General features: G+C 69.6%; 15 protein-coding genes. 8 read left to right on the top strand and 7 right to left on the bottom strand.

Annotation, left to right across the window (positions count from 1 at the left end):
* Positions 1-126: 126 nt before the first annotated feature.
* The 3 genes from ACZ7SW_RS18245 (at position 127) to ACZ7SW_RS18235 (ending at position 3,280) form a co-directional block, all read left to right on the top strand.
* On the top strand, positions 127-1,356 hold the full coding sequence (locus tag ACZ7SW_RS18245) for an FAD-dependent oxidoreductase (protein WP_470231578.1): 1,230 nt from the start codon (positions 127-129) through the stop codon (positions 1,354-1,356).
* A gap of 239 nt (positions 1,357-1,595) precedes the next feature.
* Positions 1,596-2,726, top strand: coding sequence for an inorganic phosphate transporter (locus tag ACZ7SW_RS18240; protein ID WP_470231577.1), 1,131 nt, complete (start codon positions 1,596-1,598; stop codon positions 2,724-2,726).
* A gap of 332 nt (positions 2,727-3,058) precedes the next feature.
* A complete protein-coding gene (locus tag ACZ7SW_RS18235) occupies positions 3,059-3,280 on the top strand; it encodes a hypothetical protein (RefSeq protein ID WP_182895320.1) in 222 nt (73 codons plus the stop codon).
* On the opposite strand, the gene ACZ7SW_RS18230 is transcribed toward ACZ7SW_RS18235, so the two are convergent.
* Both ACZ7SW_RS18230 and ACZ7SW_RS18225 read right to left on the bottom strand, forming a co-directional pair.
* Positions 3,277-4,005, bottom strand: coding sequence for a hypothetical protein (locus tag ACZ7SW_RS18230; RefSeq protein ID WP_470231576.1), 729 nt, complete (start codon positions 4,003-4,005; stop codon positions 3,277-3,279). The two genes, ACZ7SW_RS18235 and ACZ7SW_RS18230, sit on opposite strands and share 4 nt — an antisense overlap.
* A complete protein-coding gene (locus ACZ7SW_RS18225) occupies positions 4,002-4,211 on the bottom strand; it encodes a hypothetical protein (RefSeq protein WP_470231575.1) in 210 nt (69 codons plus the stop codon). Before ACZ7SW_RS18225 ends, ACZ7SW_RS18230 begins: the two co-directional genes overlap by 4 nt.
* An 81-nt stretch (positions 4,212-4,292) precedes the next feature.
* Here ACZ7SW_RS18225 and ACZ7SW_RS18220 point away from each other — a divergent pair, with 81 nt between their 5' ends.
* Complete coding sequence (locus tag ACZ7SW_RS18220) at positions 4,293-5,840, top strand: sensor histidine kinase (RefSeq protein ID WP_470231574.1); 1,548 nt, start codon at positions 4,293-4,295, stop codon at positions 5,838-5,840.
* Positions 5,837-6,484: a response regulator gene (locus ACZ7SW_RS18215; RefSeq protein ID WP_470231573.1), complete on the top strand. Its 648-nt coding sequence runs from the start codon at positions 5,837-5,839 to the stop codon at positions 6,482-6,484. The genes ACZ7SW_RS18220 and ACZ7SW_RS18215 overlap by 4 nt, the downstream gene beginning before the upstream one ends.
* Here ACZ7SW_RS18215 and ACZ7SW_RS18210 read toward each other — a convergent pair.
* Positions 6,456-7,595, bottom strand: coding sequence for an FAD-dependent monooxygenase (locus ACZ7SW_RS18210; protein ID WP_470231572.1), 1,140 nt, complete (start codon positions 7,593-7,595; stop codon positions 6,456-6,458). The genes ACZ7SW_RS18215 and ACZ7SW_RS18210 overlap by 29 nt on opposite strands.
* A gap of 108 nt (positions 7,596-7,703) precedes the next feature.
* On the opposite strand from ACZ7SW_RS18210, the gene ACZ7SW_RS18205 reads away from it, so the two are divergent.
* Positions 7,704-8,198 carry a TetR/AcrR family transcriptional regulator gene (locus tag ACZ7SW_RS18205; protein WP_470231672.1) on the top strand — a complete coding sequence of 165 codons (495 nt, stop codon included), beginning with the start codon at positions 7,704-7,706 and terminating at the stop codon, positions 8,196-8,198.
* A gap of 84 nt (positions 8,199-8,282) precedes the next feature.
* On the opposite strand, the gene ACZ7SW_RS18200 is transcribed toward ACZ7SW_RS18205, so the two are convergent.
* From ACZ7SW_RS18200 to ACZ7SW_RS18185, 4 genes are all read right to left on the bottom strand, one after another.
* Positions 8,283-9,041: an ABC transporter permease gene (locus ACZ7SW_RS18200; protein ID WP_470231571.1), complete on the bottom strand. Its 759-nt coding sequence runs from the start codon at positions 9,039-9,041 to the stop codon at positions 8,283-8,285.
* Positions 9,038-9,952, bottom strand: coding sequence for an ATP-binding cassette domain-containing protein (locus ACZ7SW_RS18195; RefSeq protein WP_470231570.1), 915 nt, complete (start codon positions 9,950-9,952; stop codon positions 9,038-9,040). The genes ACZ7SW_RS18200 and ACZ7SW_RS18195 overlap by 4 nt, the downstream gene beginning before the upstream one ends.
* Before the next feature lie 77 nt (positions 9,953-10,029).
* Positions 10,030-12,450: an ATP-dependent helicase HrpB gene (gene hrpB / locus ACZ7SW_RS18190; protein WP_470231569.1), complete on the bottom strand. Its 2,421-nt coding sequence runs from the start codon at positions 12,448-12,450 to the stop codon at positions 10,030-10,032.
* A complete protein-coding gene (locus ACZ7SW_RS18185) occupies positions 12,447-13,277 on the bottom strand; it encodes a glutamate ABC transporter substrate-binding protein (protein ID WP_470231568.1) in 831 nt (276 codons plus the stop codon). Before ACZ7SW_RS18185 ends, hrpB begins: the two co-directional genes overlap by 4 nt.
* 98 nt (positions 13,278-13,375) lie before the next feature.
* Between ACZ7SW_RS18185 and ACZ7SW_RS18180 the strand changes: the two genes are divergently transcribed.
* Positions 13,376-13,885 carry a MauE/DoxX family redox-associated membrane protein gene (locus ACZ7SW_RS18180; protein WP_470231671.1) on the top strand — a complete coding sequence of 170 codons (510 nt, stop codon included), beginning with the start codon at positions 13,376-13,378 and terminating at the stop codon, positions 13,883-13,885.
* A gap of 5 nt (positions 13,886-13,890) precedes the next feature.
* Positions 13,891-14,691 carry a DsbA family protein gene (locus tag ACZ7SW_RS18175; RefSeq protein ID WP_470231567.1) on the top strand — a complete coding sequence of 267 codons (801 nt, stop codon included), beginning with the start codon at positions 13,891-13,893 and terminating at the stop codon, positions 14,689-14,691.
* Positions 14,692-14,732: the final 41 nt, after the last annotated feature.

The raw sequence follows: 14,732 nt of genomic DNA, 5'->3' as shown, positions 1-14,732 counted from the left end.
AAGACCATTGTCCGGTATGGGTTAGGCTGGACGATCCATTCGCTCTGTTTCCAAGCGCCCGGAGTAGGCGGGCCAGCCCAGTGCGTCCCTCTCGAACCAGAATTTGGTACGGAAGGGACTTCGCTGATGGCGAATAACGCTGCCACCGACAACGGTGGCAACACCGGCAACGCTGACAACACGGTGCTCGTGATCGGAGCCGGGCTCGGCGGGCTGTGCCTCGCGCAGGGGCTGCGCAAAGCCGGGATCCCGTGCGCGGTCTACGAACGCGACCCGGCGCTGGACGCGCGTCGTCAGGGCTACCGGCTGCACATCGATTCCCGCGGCGACCAGACGTTGCGGGAGGTGCTCCCGCCGCACCTGCACGAGCTGTTCCTGGCCACCTCGGGCCAGCCGCGCAACGCCACCACGATCTACGACAGTCAGCTGACCCCGCTCACCGAGTTCGTGCTGGACCACGGCGAGGTCCAGCGCAACGTCAACCGCTTCACGCTCCGGCAGATTCTGTTCGAGGGACTCGACAACGTCCACTTCGGCAAAGAGTTCGTCCGGTACGAAAAGCACGAGAACGGCGTGACCGCGCACTTCGCCGACGGGACCCAGGCGCGCGGCGCGGTTCTCGTCGGCGCGGACGGCGTGAATTCGCCGGTGCGCCGCCAATATCTTCCGCACGCGCAGGTCGTCGACACCGGATTGCGCCAACTGTACGCGAAGATCCCGCTCACCGCGGCCAACCGGGAACTGTTCGATCCGGAGATGTTCGCTGTGTTCAGCATTGTTTCCGGGCCGCGGAAGCAGATGATCGGGTTCGCGCCGGTCGACTATCCGGAGCCGATCGCCGACGCCTGCGCGCGGCTCACGCCGCGGGTCCGGCTCAGTCCCGACGAGCCGTACATGACCTGTGCTTTCGGTGCCCGCCAGGAAATCTTCGGGCTGTCCGACGACGAACTCCGCGCGTTGTCCGCGGAGGAGATGCGCGAGCTCGTGCTCGACCGGGTGGCGGACTGGAATCCGCGCGTGCGTCGGATGGTCGAAAACTGGCTTCCGGACTCGCCCTTCCTCGTTTCGATCCGGACCAGCGTGCCGATCGGGCCGTGGGAGCCGTCGCGGGTGACCCTCGTCGGCGATGCGATCCACGCGATGAGCCCGGCCGCCGGAGCCGGAGCGAACACCGCGATGCGCGACGGCGCCGCGCTCGCCGCCGCGTTGCGCAGTGGCGATCCGGAAGCGATCGGGGAATACGAGGCGGAAATGCGCCGGTACGGGTTCGACGCGGTGCGCGAGTCCGCGGCGAATGGAGTGCGGCATCTGGGGCAGAACCCATTGCCGGAAATGTCTTCCGCGTCCGTTTCCTGAATGTCTCGAAAAGGGCGCGGGGGCAGGATTTCCGCCCCCGCGCTCAGCTCTGCGCGCGGTCCCGGAGCGCTTGGGCGACGATGAATCCGAACCAGCAGGTGAACAGCGGAAAACCAGCGGTGGCGGCAAGATCTCGTTCATTCAGAGTTCAACTACTGGCCACTCGCTGAGGGATCTGGAGACCCCGCTCGCGTCGGTACCGTCACTCCCCGCAGGACACTCCGGACTGGAGAGCGGGCATGGACTTTTCTCTCATCGTCCTGGTGGTGATCGTCGCGGCGCTGGCCTTCGACTTCACCAACGGGTTCCACGACACGGCCAACGCCATGGCCACTTCCATCGCGACCGGCGCGTTGAAGCCCCGGGTCGCGGTCGCGATCTCGGCGGTATTGAATCTCGTCGGCGCGTTCCTTTCGATCGAAGTCGCGAAGACCATTTCCGGCGGGATCGTCGACGACACCAAAGTCACGCCGGTGGTGATTTTCGCCGGATTGGTCGGGGCCATCGTCTGGAATCTCGTGACGTGGCTGGTCGGGCTGCCCTCGAGTTCGTCGCACGCGTTGTTCGGCGGGCTGATCGGGGCGACCTGGATCGCGTCCGGCGCGGACGCCGTGCACTTCGCGAAGGTCGTCGAAAAGGTGCTGATCCCGGCGATCGCGTCGCCGGTGGTGGCGGGCGTCGTCGCGATTGTCGGCACCTTCCTCGTCTACCGGATCACCGCCAAGTCCCGTCAGGACGTGGTGGGCAAGGGTTTCAAGACCGGCCAGGTGCTTTCGGCCAGCCTGGTTTCGCTCGCGCACGGCACCAACGACGCGCAGAAGACGATGGGCGTCATCACGCTCGCGCTGATCGCGGGCGGTTCGCTCGCGCCGGGGTCGAACCCGCCGGTGTGGGTCATCCTCGCCTCCGGCGCGGCGATCGCGCTCGGCACCTATTTCGGCGGCTGGCGGATCATCCAGACGATGGGCAAGAAGCTCACCGAAATCCAGACGCCGCAAGGGTTCGCCGCCGAGACGAGTTCCGCGGCGGTCATCCTGGCTTCGTCGCACCTCGGCTTCGCGCTGTCGACCACGCACGTCACCTCGGGCGGCATCATCGGCTCCGGGCTCGGCCGGAAACTCGCCGAGGTCCGCTGGGGCGTCGCGGGCAAGATGGTGATCGCCTGGGCGCTCACGCTGCCCGCCGCCGCGATCGTCGGGGCCATCGCCGCCGCGGTCTCCACGCGCGGCAGTTGGGGCACCGTCCTCGTCGGCGGGGTCGGGGTGCTGGTCGCGCTGGGCATCTGGCTCGCGTCGCGGCGCAACCCGGTCACGCCAGCCACGGTGAACAACGAGCCGGGGGCCGCTGAGGCCGCGCCGGTCGCGGTTTGAGGGAGCGCGGCATGGCGATCAGCAACGGGCCGGGGGCTGCTGAGGCTGCCCCCGGTTGCGGTTTGAGGGAGCGGGACTTGGCGATGAACAACGAGCCGGGGGCTGCCGAGGCTGCCCCTGTTGTGGCTTGAGGGTGCGGGACTTGGCGATCAGCCGCGGGCCGCTGAGGCCGCGCCGGTCGCGGTTTGAGGGAGCGCGGCATGGCGATCAGCAACGAGCCGGGGGCTGCTGAGGCTGCCCCCGGTTGTGGCTTGAGGAAGCACAGCATGGCGATGAACAACGAGCCGGAGGCCGCTAAGGCCGCCCCGGTCGCGGCTTGAGGGGAGCACGACATGGCGATCAACTGGGGTGCCCTCGGCATCGTTTTCGTAGTAGCGCTGGCCGCGGTGGTCGTGCTGACCGGGCTGTTCGCGTACGGAGTGCGCGGGCTGTCCGAGCGCGTGACGGCCCGTGCGCACGGCGGCAGCGGCACGGTTCAGCTGACCGGTGCAGTCGTGTGCTTCGCGATCTGCGCCGCGGTGATCGGATACGGGATCTATCTGATCGTGGCCTAGGTGAGCGCCGCCTCCGCGCGGGCCCGCAGTTCTTCCGGAAGCTCGTCGAGCAGCGGCCGCACCGTTGCCCGGCGGGTTTCGTTCAGGTGGGCCAGCACGTCCAGCGTCGGTGCCCACAGCGACTCGTCCGCCGCGGCGGTCCGGACCAGTGCGGGCAGCCGGTCGTTGCCGAGCAGGCTGAGCACGTGGTCGATCCGGCTCCGGTCGTCCAGTACGTACGCGGTGCGCAGAAGACCGGCGTCGTCCAGCAGGCCGATACAGCGGCGCACCGTCTCGTCCGGCAGGTGGCCGACGAACCGGCCTAGCGTGATCCAGTCCTCGCGGCGGGTCAGTTCTTCGGCGACCGCCACGACCGTCGTCACCGGGATGCGCGTGATGATCGACGTCGCGCGCCGCGGGTCCAGCTCCGCCGCGACCGAGGCGAGGAACTTCGGTGACAGCCGCTTCGCGACGTCGACGCCGCGTGACACGTCGACCAGTCCGGCGATCCGTGCGCACAGCAGCGGGCCGAACACCTTCTCCGCGATCTTCGCGGTCACCGCCGCCGGCAGCAGTTTGCTCGCCAGCGCCATCCGCTCCAGCACGACCAAGTTCGCGTCGAACAGGGTGGTCGTCACCTGCTCGCGCAACAGCCGCACCTCACCCTGGTCGACGTCGGCGAGGTAGTCGAGCCGAGCCGGGTCGACGTCGAGCACCCTGGCGAGCTTGAGGATCTCCGGGTTCACAGGCCGACCGCTTTCCGCACCGCGCCGCGCAGCAGGGCGGGCACGTACTTCAGGCTTTCCTCACCCGCGCGGGCGAGCGCCTGCGCTTGCCGGTGCCGGGCGTCGCACAACGCCGTTGCCAGATCCTGTTTGTGCTGCTCAGGCAGGGTTTCGATGCCGTCCGGCAGTGGAGCGCCGAGCTGCTCGGCCAGGGTGCGTTCAGCCATGGTGACCCATCATGCCGCACAGGCTCGACCTTGACTTTCGGCAGTGGTGACGAATCGGGCGGCCCTTGTAGCGTCAGCGGAATGAAGGAGGCAACGCGAGTCCGCTGGCGCGTGGCGTTCGACGTGCTGCTCTGGGCCGCGTTGTGCGGATTCGTCGTGCTCGACAGCCCGCGCGAACCGAACGTCTGGGAAATCGTCTACGGCCTGGTGTCGGTCACCCTGGCGATGGCCACCGCCCGTGTCTACCCGGCGTTCGCGCTGGCCGTGGCGATGGCGACGGCGCTCGTCATCGCGTTCGGCTGGGGCGGGCGGGTGGCGGTGTGGGAGTTCTTCCTGATCGTCGTGATCTCGTACCTCGCCGGTCTGCGCCTTGCTCGGGCGCGCGTGGCGATGATCTGCTTTTTCGCCATCGCGGTGGCCGGGATCCCGCTGGCCTTCCTGCCGACGTCGGGATTCGACGCGTGGGGCGCGGTGCTCGGCACGCTCGCGTTCGCCGGGGTCGCGCCGTGCCTGCTCGGGCGGCACGTGCGGCTGCGGCGCGAACTCGCGCAGGACGGGTGGCGTCGCGCGGAGGAGATGGAGAGCAGGCACCGGCTGGTGGCGCAGGAGGCGCGGTTGCGGGAGCGCGCCCGGATCGCCAGTGACATGCACGATTCGCTCGGCCACGAACTGAGCCTGATCGCGGTGCGAGCGGCGGCACTTGAGGTCGACCGCGAACTAGGCGACGAGCAACGCCAAGCCGCCGGACAGCTCCGGGCCGGTGCGGCGACGGCGACGGAACGGCTGCGCGAGATCATCGGCGTGCTGCGCGAAGATGCCGCGCCGGTCGAGCCGGTGCAGGGCGATCTGGGGGAACTGATCGATCGCGCGCGGGCGTCGGGGATCGAGATCGGCGCGCGGATCGACAGCCTGGACAGCGCACCGCCGATGGTCGCGCGGGCGGTCTACCGCGTGGTGCAGGAAGGGCTCACGAACGCGGCGAAGTACGCGCCCGGCGCGGCCGTCACGGTGGTCGTGACCAGCACCGACGAGGCGACCGGCGTCCAGGTCCGGAACGCGCCGCCGCCCGCCGGACCGCTGCCCGGCCGGTCTGGACAGCGGGGTCTGATCGGCCTGCAGGAGCGAGTGCGGCTGGTCGGCGGGAGCCTGACCGCGGGCCTGGCGGACGGCGGGTTCGAGGTGTCAGCCAGCCTGCCGCACGACGCGGCGCCCGCGCCCGAGCAGGACGACGGGGTGGTCGGGCAGGCCGCGCGCGAGCTGGAACGCGCCCGGCGCGCCGTCCGGTCGAGCCTGGTGCAGGCGATCGTGGTGCCGCTGGGGTTGTTCGGGGTGATCATCGGCGGTGCCGGGGTGGCGTTCCTGGCGCAGTGGTCGTCGTCGGAGCTGGCGCCGGACTCGTACGCGCGGATCGAGATCGGCATGCCGCACTCGGCGGTCGAACCGATGCTGCCCTCGCGACAGCGCACGACGCTGCCCGCGATCAACGTGCCGCCGCAGCCCGCCAGGAGCGCCTGCGAGTACTACGGAGCCGGCCGGAGCTGGTTCAACTTCAACCATGCCGTCTATCGACTGTGCTTTGTGGACAATCGAGTGGCGAGCAAAGACCTTTACAGTGAGGACGAACCGTGATCCGCGTACTGCTGGCCGACGACGAAGCGATGATCCGCGCCGGCGTGGCCGCGATTCTGGCCTCGGACAAGGAAATCGAGGTGGTGGCCGAGGCCGCGGACGGCCGTGCGGCGGTCGAACAGGCGCGCGCGAACCGGCCGGACGTCGCGCTGCTCGACATCCGCATGCCCGGTCTCGACGGGCTCGCCGCGGCCGAGGAGATCCGCAAACTGCTGCCGGACACCGGCGTCCTCATGCTGACGACGTTCGGGGAGGACGAGTACATCGAACGCGCACTCGGCCTCGGCGCGAGCGGATTCCTGCTCAAGGCGGGCGATCCGCGCGAACTGCTGGCCGGAGTGCACGCGGTGGCCGACGGCGCGGCCTTCCTGTCGCCGAAGGTCGCGCACCGGGTGATCACGCGACTCTCCGGCAGCCGGTTCAGCCGGGCCGCGACCGCGCGTGAGCGGGTGAACGTGTTGACGAACCGGGAACGGGAAGTCTTGGTACTGCTGGCCGAAGGACTGTCCAATGCGGACATCGCGGCGCGGATGTTCGTGGTGGAGGGCACGGTGAAGGCGCACGTGAGCACGATCCTGACCCGGTTGGACGTGCGCAACCGGGTGCAGGCGGCGATCACGGCTTTTGAGGCTGGACTGGTTTGAGCCTCGGCGGTTGCCAGCGGCTGATGCTGGCTCCGATCCGAGTGGTGACCGCTGCGGGCAGCAACCGCGTAAACGCTGCTCGAAGCGCAACAGCCGCCGGATTACGGAGGAGTGGCCCGCTGGCACCAGCTTGAATCGACGCCTTCGCGACCTTTTGCGTGCGCGGGCGCCGTTCAGCGTCGTAACGGCGGAGCGCTTCGTCCACTGTGGACGTTCCGAGGTGTGAAGCCAGCACCACCGCGTCCTCCAGCGCCTGGCAACCGCCTTGTCCGAGGAACGGCGGCATGGCGTGCGCAGCGTCCCCGAGGAGCGCGATGCGGCCACGGATGTAGCTGGGCAGTGGTGTCGCCAGGTGATGCGTGTCGTGCAACAGAATTTCCGGAGTGGCGTCGATCAGTTGCGGGATCGGGTCGTGCCAGCGGCCGTACTTCGCGCTCAGGTAACCGCGGACGTCGTCGTGCCGAACCCCGGCCGGGCGGGCTTCCGAGACCCACCAGTACACCTCGTCGTCCAACAGCGGCAAGACACCGATCTCGATTCCTGCCGCCCACGTTGTACTCAAAGTGGGCGGCATCGGCAGCTTGGCGATGCCGCGGAAGGCCGCTCCGCCGCTGTACTCCACGCGCGCGGCCGGGAAAAGCGCCTGCCGGATCGGGCTGTTGATCCCGTCGGCGGCCACGACCAGGTCGGCCTCGATCGAACCGGAATCGTGGTGCACCACGCCGTTCTGCTCGACGCTCGTCACCTCGACCCCGGTCTTCAAGCATTCGTCCGGCAGCGCCGACCGCAGCGTCTCGATCAGGCTTGCCCGGTGGATCGCGCCCAGCGGCAACCCGTGGCTGCGCACGAAGCGGTCGGCGTCCCACCTGGCCAGCCGATGTCCGCGCCAGTCGACCAGTCCGCCGCCGCGCTGTGCGGAGATCCGAGGTTCGACGCCCAGTTCGGCCAGCGCTCGCTGAGCGTTGGGCCACAACGAGATCCCCGCGCCGATGGCGGTGAGTTCCGGTGCCCGTTCGAGCACCGTGACCTCCCACCCGACGCGGCGCAACCCGATCGCCGCCGCCAGTCCGCCGATGCCGCCCCCGACCACGACCGCGCGTTGCGAAGCCATGCCGACCTCCTCTACGTCTGTAGAGGACTCTACACCTGTAGTGTCCCCGGAGTGGAACGGATAGCTGTGATCGGCGACGCAGCCGTCGAGGTGATCGCGGCCGAGGGCATGCGCGGGCTGACGCACCGCGCCGTCGACCGGGCGGCCGGGCTGCCCGCGGGCTCGACGTCGTATTACGCGCGCACCCGCGCCGCGCTGCTGGAACTGGCCGCGGACCGGATGGTCGCGCTGGACCAGGCTGAAGTCGTGCCGCCGGAGGGGAAACTCGCGGAGTTCCTTGGCGCGATGGTGTACCGATCGATCACCGTCGGCCGCACGAGAATGCTCGCGCGCTACGAGTTCGCGCTGGAATCGGTCCGACGGCCGGAGTTGCGGGCCCGATACGACGCCGGCGGGCTGGAATTGCGCCGCCGGTGTGCGGAAGTGCTGGCCGCGGCGGGTTCTCCGACGCCGGAGGACCACACCCGGGTGCTCATCGGATGGCTCGACGGATCGATCTTCGACGCGCTGGCGGGCACGGGCTCCCTCAACCCGCCGGCCGAAGCCGACCTGGTCGAGGGAGCCCGTGCCGTGCTCGCCGGACTGGGATTGGCGCGCGTCTGACTGGCCCGTAGCTGTCCGTGAGGGGAACACCCAGGGACTCTGATTCCCTCAGGGTTCCCCTCACGGACCTTCCCGGAAAGCTGATCAGGCGTCGCGGCGGTTCAGCAGCGCCGTTCCGGCACCGAGTCCAGCGACCGCCCAGACGAGGCAGACCAGCACTCCGACCCAAGGCCCGTACGGCGGCATGCTGCCGAGCAACGGGTTCGCGTCGCCGGGCGGCACCATCGCGTTGATCCCCGCGAAGGCCGGGAAATAGTCCATCGCGCCGGGCAGCACGTACGACGACATCAGCATCGGCAACGGCAGCAGCAGCACGATCACCACCACCAACGTTCCCGCCGCGCTGCGCAGCACGAACGAAATCCCCAGGCACAGCACGCCGAGCAGCGCGAAATACGCCCCCATGCCCAGCGCGGTGACCGCCCCTTGTGACAGCGACGTGGAACCCCCAGCCCCACGCAGCAGCACCGAGGCGACCCCCATGCCGAGAGCCGCGACCACTACGCCGTAAACAAAAAGCACCGGCACCAGCACCGCCGCCTTGGCCGCGGTGACCCGGGCCCGCACCGGAACCCATTGCAGCGTCGAGCGAATCGAGCCGCTGGTGTACTCGCTCGTCACGAACAACGTCGCGACCGCGAGCACGCAGAACTCGACCAGGTAGATCGCGCCGGCGTTGACGATGCCGTGCGCGGTCTGCTGCCGCTCATCGTCGGCGTGCTGAGAGATCCCCGAGACGACGGCGTAGAAAGCCATCAACAGCGCCCCGCCGGTCAACGACAGCCACGTCGCCCGCACCGACCAGAACTTCGTCCACTCCGCCGAAATCGCCAGCTTCGTCATGCCGTAACCCCGTATTCCACCGATCCGGCAGTCAGTTCCATATACGCCTGCTCGAGCGAAGCGGTCCGCTCTTGAAGCCCGTGCAGCCGAACACCCAGTTCGTAAGCCAGATCCCCGATTTCGGCCACGCTCGCCTCGTCGATGAGCAGTTCGCTGTCCTCCCCGGGCAGCACCGACCGGCCGTGCCCCCGAAGCCGGTCCGCGAGTTTCGCGCGCTCGGCCGGATCCGGCACGCGCACCGCGACCGACCGGCTCGAGTTGCCCGCGATGAAGTCGCCGATCGCCGCGTCGGCGAGGATCGAGCCCTTGCCGATGACCAGCAGCCGGTCCGCGGTCAGCTGCATCTCGCTCATCAGATGGCTGGACACGAAGACCGTGCGGCCTTCGGCGGCGAGCGAACGCATCAGCTGCCGCACCCAGCGGACGCCGTCCGGGTCGAGGCCGTTGACCGGCTCGTCGAACATCAGCACGCCCGGGTCGCCGAGCAGCGCGCCGGCGATGCCGAGCCGCTGGCTCATGCCGAGCGAAAACGTCCCGGCGCGCTTGCCCGCGACATCGCTCAGCCCGACCGTCGCGAGCACTTCCTCGACGCGGCTAGCGGCGATTCCGTTGCTGCGCGCCATCGCGAGAAGGTGTTTGCCCGCGCTGCGTCCGGGATGCATGGCCTTCGCGTCCAGCAGCGCGCCGACCTCGCGAAGCGGGAACCGTAGTGCTGCATACGGTTTTCCGCGGATCAGGGCGTCGCCGGAGTCCGGCCGGTCGAGGCCGACGGTCATCCGCATGGTGGTGGACTTGCCCGCGCCGTTCGGGCCGAGGAACCCGGTCACCGTGCCTGTCTCGATGACCGAGGTGAGGCCGTTGACCACCGTTTTCTGTCCGTAGCGCTTCGTCAATCCGCGAAACGTGATCATAGGGCGAAGTCTGCGCCCGCATGGGGCGCGCGGGCATCGGCCGACCGTCGTGGACCGACCCCGACTTTAGGCAGGGGTCAGCGGGTCCGGCGGGTGGTGTGCCGGGTCGGCTTGGCGGTCGCGGGGTCTTCCGGCCACGGGTGCTTCGGGTAGCGGCCGCGGAGATCGGCGCGGACGGCAGCGTATCCGGTGCGCCAGAAGGATTCGAGGTCCGCGGTGACCGCGGCGGGGCGACCGGCGGGAGACAGCAGGTGCAGCACCACCGGTATGCGGCCGTCGGCGAGTGATGGTGTCTCGCTCCAGCCGAACGTCTCCTGCAGCTTGACCGCGAGCACTGGCTGGTCGCCGTGGTAGTCCACGCGGTAGTGCGAACCGGACGGGACTTCGAGCCGGTCCGGGGCGAGTTCGTCGAGCCGCGCGGCTTCGGGCCAGGGGAGCAGGCCGCGCAGGGCGGTTCCGGCGTCGACGTTCGCCAGATCGGTTCGGCGGCGGACCCGGGAGAGATCCAGCCAAGTGTCTACATCGGACAGCAGGGTCTCGTCGTCCACTGCTGGCCACGGCTCGCCCAGTGCGCGGTGCAGGAAGGCCAGGCGTTCGCGGAGGCGGGTGCCGTCTTGGCTCCAGCGCAGCAAACCGAGACCTTCGGCGTGGAGCCCGGCGACCACCGCGTCGTGGACTAGCCGCGGATCTGGGTTGCGCAAAGGCTTTTCGGACAGCACGATCGCGCCTAGGCGGCGGACCTGGCGAGCGACGACATCGCCGTCCCAATGCACTTCGTCCACTTCGGACACCAGGGTCGGCGCGGCTTGAGTAGCCAGCGCTTCGTCGGCGGTCGCGGCGAGCCGGATGGTGCCGTGTACGCGGCCCGGGTCACGGGTGGCTTCGGCGACGGCCAGCCATTCGGCGTCACCCAGCCCGCTGCCGCTGGGCAGTTCGGCCGCGGTGCCGCTGGCCATCAGATATACCGGTGCCGAACCAGCGCGCCGCCGCGCGAGGCGTTCCGGATGCGCGAGCGCGACAACCAACGCCGCGTCCGGGGAGGCTTTGGCTGGCGAATTAACCAAGCCTGCCAACCGTTTCGCGTCCCGCTGCCAGCGGCGGGCCGCGTCGTCGTGCGCGGAACGGAGGCGTCGCAGCTCGGCTTCGACATCGGTCAGCGTCGCTCCGGCGTCGAGCAGCGCAACCACTTCCGCGGCAGCACGAGCCCCGACAGCCTCCGCACCGTCCAGCAACGCGCGCGCCAGCCGGGGATGCAAGCCGAGGTCTGCCATCTTCTGCCCGCGCGGCGTGACAGCACCGTCGGGGGTGGTCGCGCCAAGCGTGATGAGCAGGCTTCGCGCGGCGGCGAGCGCGCCTTCGCCGGGCGGGTCCCACCAGGCGAGGCCGGTTCCGTCCGGAGTGGACCAACAGGCGAGTTCCAACGCGAACCGCGCCAGTTCGGCGGTGCGGATTTCCGGCTCTGGGTACGCGGGCAGCGTCGCCTGCTCGTGCTCCGGCCAGCAGCGGTACGCCCGACCAGGCGCTTCACGGCCCGCACGGCCAGCGCGTTGTTCCGCTACCGCAGCGGAAACCCGCACCGTCGCGAGCCCGGCGAGGCCGCGCCGGTGATCGACCCGAGGAACGCGCGCCAGGCCTGAGTCCACGACCGCGCGCACACCGGGCACGGTCAGGCTCGACTCGGCGACGGCGGTCGCGAGAACCACCCGGCGCCGGTCGCGTGGTCGCAACGCTTCGTCTTGTCGGGCAGCGGAAAGCCGTCCGTGCAGCGGCAGCACATCAGCGTCCAGCGAACTCAGCAACGACGACGTACGCGCGATTTCCCCGGCACCCGGAAGGAACGCGAGCACATCACCGTCCCCTTCGGACAGTGCTTTCCGGACCGCCGACGCCACCGCGGCTTCCGGGCGTTCTCCGCGCGCTGGAGCGCGGTAGCTCAGCTCAACCGGATACGTACGGGCGTGTGCGGTGATCACCGGCGCGTCGCCGAGCAATTCGGCCAGCCGTCCGGACGCGACCGTCGCGGAGGTCGCGAGCAGCCGCAGGTCGTCGCGCAACCCGGCGCGGACGTCGAGGAGCAGGGCGAGCAGCAGATCGGCGTCGAGATGGCGTTCGTGGCATTCGTCCAGAAGAACCGTCGACACCCCGGCCAGCTCCGGGTCGTGCTGCACCCGCCGCACCAGCAGCCCGGACGTGACCACCTCGATCCGCGTGCGCGAGGACACCTTCCGATCGCCGCGCACGGCATACCCGACCGTCTCGCCGACCGGTTCGCCCAGCAACGCGGCCATCCGCCCGGCGGCGGCCCGAGCGGCGAGCCGGCGCGGTTCGGCGACCACGACGCGTCCTTCGCCGCGGTTCAGCGCCAGCGGCACGAGCGTGGTCTTGCCGGTGCCCGGCGGGGCCACGAGCACCGCGGCGCCGTGGTCGTCGAGCGCGCTCAGCACGGACGGCAGCACCGCGCGGACGGGCAGGTCCGGCAGCGAGGCTAGGTCGGTCACTGCTCGGTGATCTCCGGTGGATTCGGCAACGGATAGTTCGACGGCCCGATGTTCGTCTCCAGCGACTTCCGCCAGGCCCCGGTCGACACCATCTTCCGGATCGCGTCGTCCACGGCGTGCTGGCCCTCGGTGTCGCCCTTGCGCAGGCCGACGCCGTACCGCTCAGTGGAAAACGGACGGCCGACGACCTTCAGCAGCTCCGGGTTCTGCGCGGCGTACCCGGCGAGGATCACCGCGTCCGTGGTGACCGCGTCGACCTGGTTGGCCAGCAGGGCGGTGACGCAGTCCGGATAGCGCGGGTACTCGACCAATTGCACCCGCTGCGCGAACTTGTCCTTCACCATCTGCGCGGGCGTCGAGCCGGTGACCGAGCAGAGCCGCTTGCCGTTGAGGCTTTCCGGGCCGGTGATGTCCGGCGAGGTGAGCCGCACCAGCAGGTCCTGGCCGGTGCTGAAGTACGGCCCGGCGAAGCTCACCCGCTGCTTCCGCTTGTCGGTGATCGAATAGGTGGCCACGACCAGGTCGGCCGCGCCCGAGGTCAGGTCGGTCTCGCGGCGCGCCGGGGTGGTCTCGTGCCACGTGATGCGGTCCGGCTCGACACCCAATTCGCGCGCGACGAAAGTAGCGACATCGACGTCGAAACCGGCGAGCCTGCCGTCGACAGTTCGTTGCGAAAGGCCCGGCGCGTCGAACCGGATCCCAATGGTCAGGTGGTTGCCGTCACGCGCCCGGGTGGGAAGGGGATCGTCCTTCGACACCGTCGACGATCCGCAGGAGACGCAGCTGACCAGCAGAAACACGGCGGCGAGCGCTGCGCGTAACCGCATCGGTGCCTCCGCTTCGCCGGTTGGCTGCTCACATAGTTCTCAGGTCAGACGGCTAGCCTAAGCGCGTGCGCCGACTGCCCCAACCTGTACTCGACACCATCGGCACGCTCGCCCGTCTCGGGCTGGCTGCCGTGTGGCTGGTGTCCGGCGGCCTGAAGATCGCCGACCCGGGGCAGACGTACATCGCCGTGCAGGCCTACGACGTGCTCCCGCACGCGCTCGTGCGCCCGGTCGCCACCGGGCTGCCGCTGCTGGAGCTGGTGCTCGGACTGCTGTTGCTCGCCGGGCTGGCCACGCGCTGGGTCGCGGGCGCCTCGCTGCTGCTGCTGGCCGTGCTCGTCGCGGGCATCGCGCAGTCGTGGGCGCGCGGGCTGAGCATCGACTGCGGCTGCTTCGGCGGCGGCGGGCGCGTGGACGCCGGGCAGACCGAGTACCCGCAGGAAATCCTGCGCGACACCGGCTTCGCCCTGCTCGCGGTGTGGTTGCTCGCGCGGCCGCGCACGTGGCTCTCGGTCGACGGCTGGCTCGGCTGGGGCAAGGGCAGGAACGCCGGGAACTCGGAAGAGGTCTCGGACGACTACCCCAAGAGCATCGCGGAAGGGAATTAGGAACAGTGGGTGGAGCTGCGCGCAACGCGCGGAAAAGCCGTCAGCAGGCGGCGGCCGCGAGGTCGGTCGCCCAGGCGCGGGGCTCGAAGAGCGACCGGAACAAGATCATCGCGGTGTCGGCGGCCCTCGTGGTGGTCGCCGCGCTCGTGATCGGCGGTGTGCTCTGGATCAATTCGACCAAGAACGCCACACAGGACAGCGCGATCCAGCCGAGCACGACCTCGGCGCTCGGGCCGGGCGTGGTCGAGAAGCGCGACGGAGCCGTGGTCTCGGTCGGCAAACCGGGCGCGCCGAAGACGATCGACCTGTACGCCGACTTCCTGTGCCCGTACTGCGCCAAGCTGCAGCAGGACTTCGGGCCGCGGATGGAGAAGGCGATCAGCGACGGCCAGCTCACCGTGCGCTACCACATGGTGATCCTGCTCAACAAGAACTCGGACCCGCCGGGCTACTCGCTCGACTCGGCCAACGCCGCGCTCGCCGCCGCCGACCAGCAGAAGTTCACCGCGTTCCACGACGCGCTGTTCAAGAACCAGCCGCAGGAAGGCGGCCGCGGGTACGACAAGGGCCAGCTGATCAAGCTCGGCCAGGACCTCGGGATCCGCGACCCGAAGTTCGCGCAGGCAGTCAACGCCGGCGCCTACGACCAGGAGCTGCAGATGGCGTTCCAGCAGATCCAGGGCGACCAGAAGCTCCAGCAGGACTTCGGCAACGGCCAGGTCGGCTTCGGCACGCCCACCGTCGCGGTCGACGGCAAGGCGGTCCCGGCTTCCGGGGACTGGCTGACCAAGATCCTCAACGGCTGACCTGATCCGGTCAATTCGCCTGTCCGGGCACAACCCGTCCG

The sequence above is a fragment of the Amycolatopsis sp. NPDC114484 genome (assembly GCF_055633755.1).
This window is presented reverse-complemented; position numbering and strand designations above follow the sequence as displayed.

Excerpts from the sequence above, each read along its gene's own strand:
- ACZ7SW_RS18220 (WP_470231574.1), top strand. The coding sequence starts at position 4,293 with ATGAAGGAGGCAACGCGAGTCCGCTGGCGCGTGGCGTTCGACGTGCTG.
- ACZ7SW_RS18245 (WP_470231578.1), top strand. The coding sequence starts at position 127 with ATGGCGAATAACGCTGCCACCGACAACGGTGGCAACACCGGCAACGCT.
- ACZ7SW_RS18205 (WP_470231672.1), top strand. The coding sequence starts at position 7,704 with ATGCGCGGGCTGACGCACCGCGCCGTCGACCGGGCGGCCGGGCTGCCC.
- ACZ7SW_RS18210 (WP_470231572.1), bottom strand. The coding sequence starts at position 7,595 with ATGGCTTCGCAACGCGCGGTCGTGGTCGGGGGCGGCATCGGCGGACTG.
- ACZ7SW_RS18195 (WP_470231570.1), bottom strand. The coding sequence starts at position 9,952 with ATGATCACGTTTCGCGGATTGACGAAGCGCTACGGACAGAAAACGGTG.
- ACZ7SW_RS18185 (WP_470231568.1), bottom strand. The coding sequence starts at position 13,277 with ATGCGGTTACGCGCAGCGCTCGCCGCCGTGTTTCTGCTGGTCAGCTGC.
- ACZ7SW_RS18200 (WP_470231571.1), bottom strand. The coding sequence starts at position 9,041 with ATGACGAAGCTGGCGATTTCGGCGGAGTGGACGAAGTTCTGGTCGGTG.
- ACZ7SW_RS18225 (WP_470231575.1), bottom strand. The coding sequence starts at position 4,211 with ATGGCTGAACGCACCCTGGCCGAGCAGCTCGGCGCTCCACTGCCGGAC.
- ACZ7SW_RS18235 (WP_182895320.1), top strand. The coding sequence starts at position 3,059 with ATGGCGATCAACTGGGGTGCCCTCGGCATCGTTTTCGTAGTAGCGCTG.
- ACZ7SW_RS18240 (WP_470231577.1), top strand. The coding sequence starts at position 1,596 with ATGGACTTTTCTCTCATCGTCCTGGTGGTGATCGTCGCGGCGCTGGCC.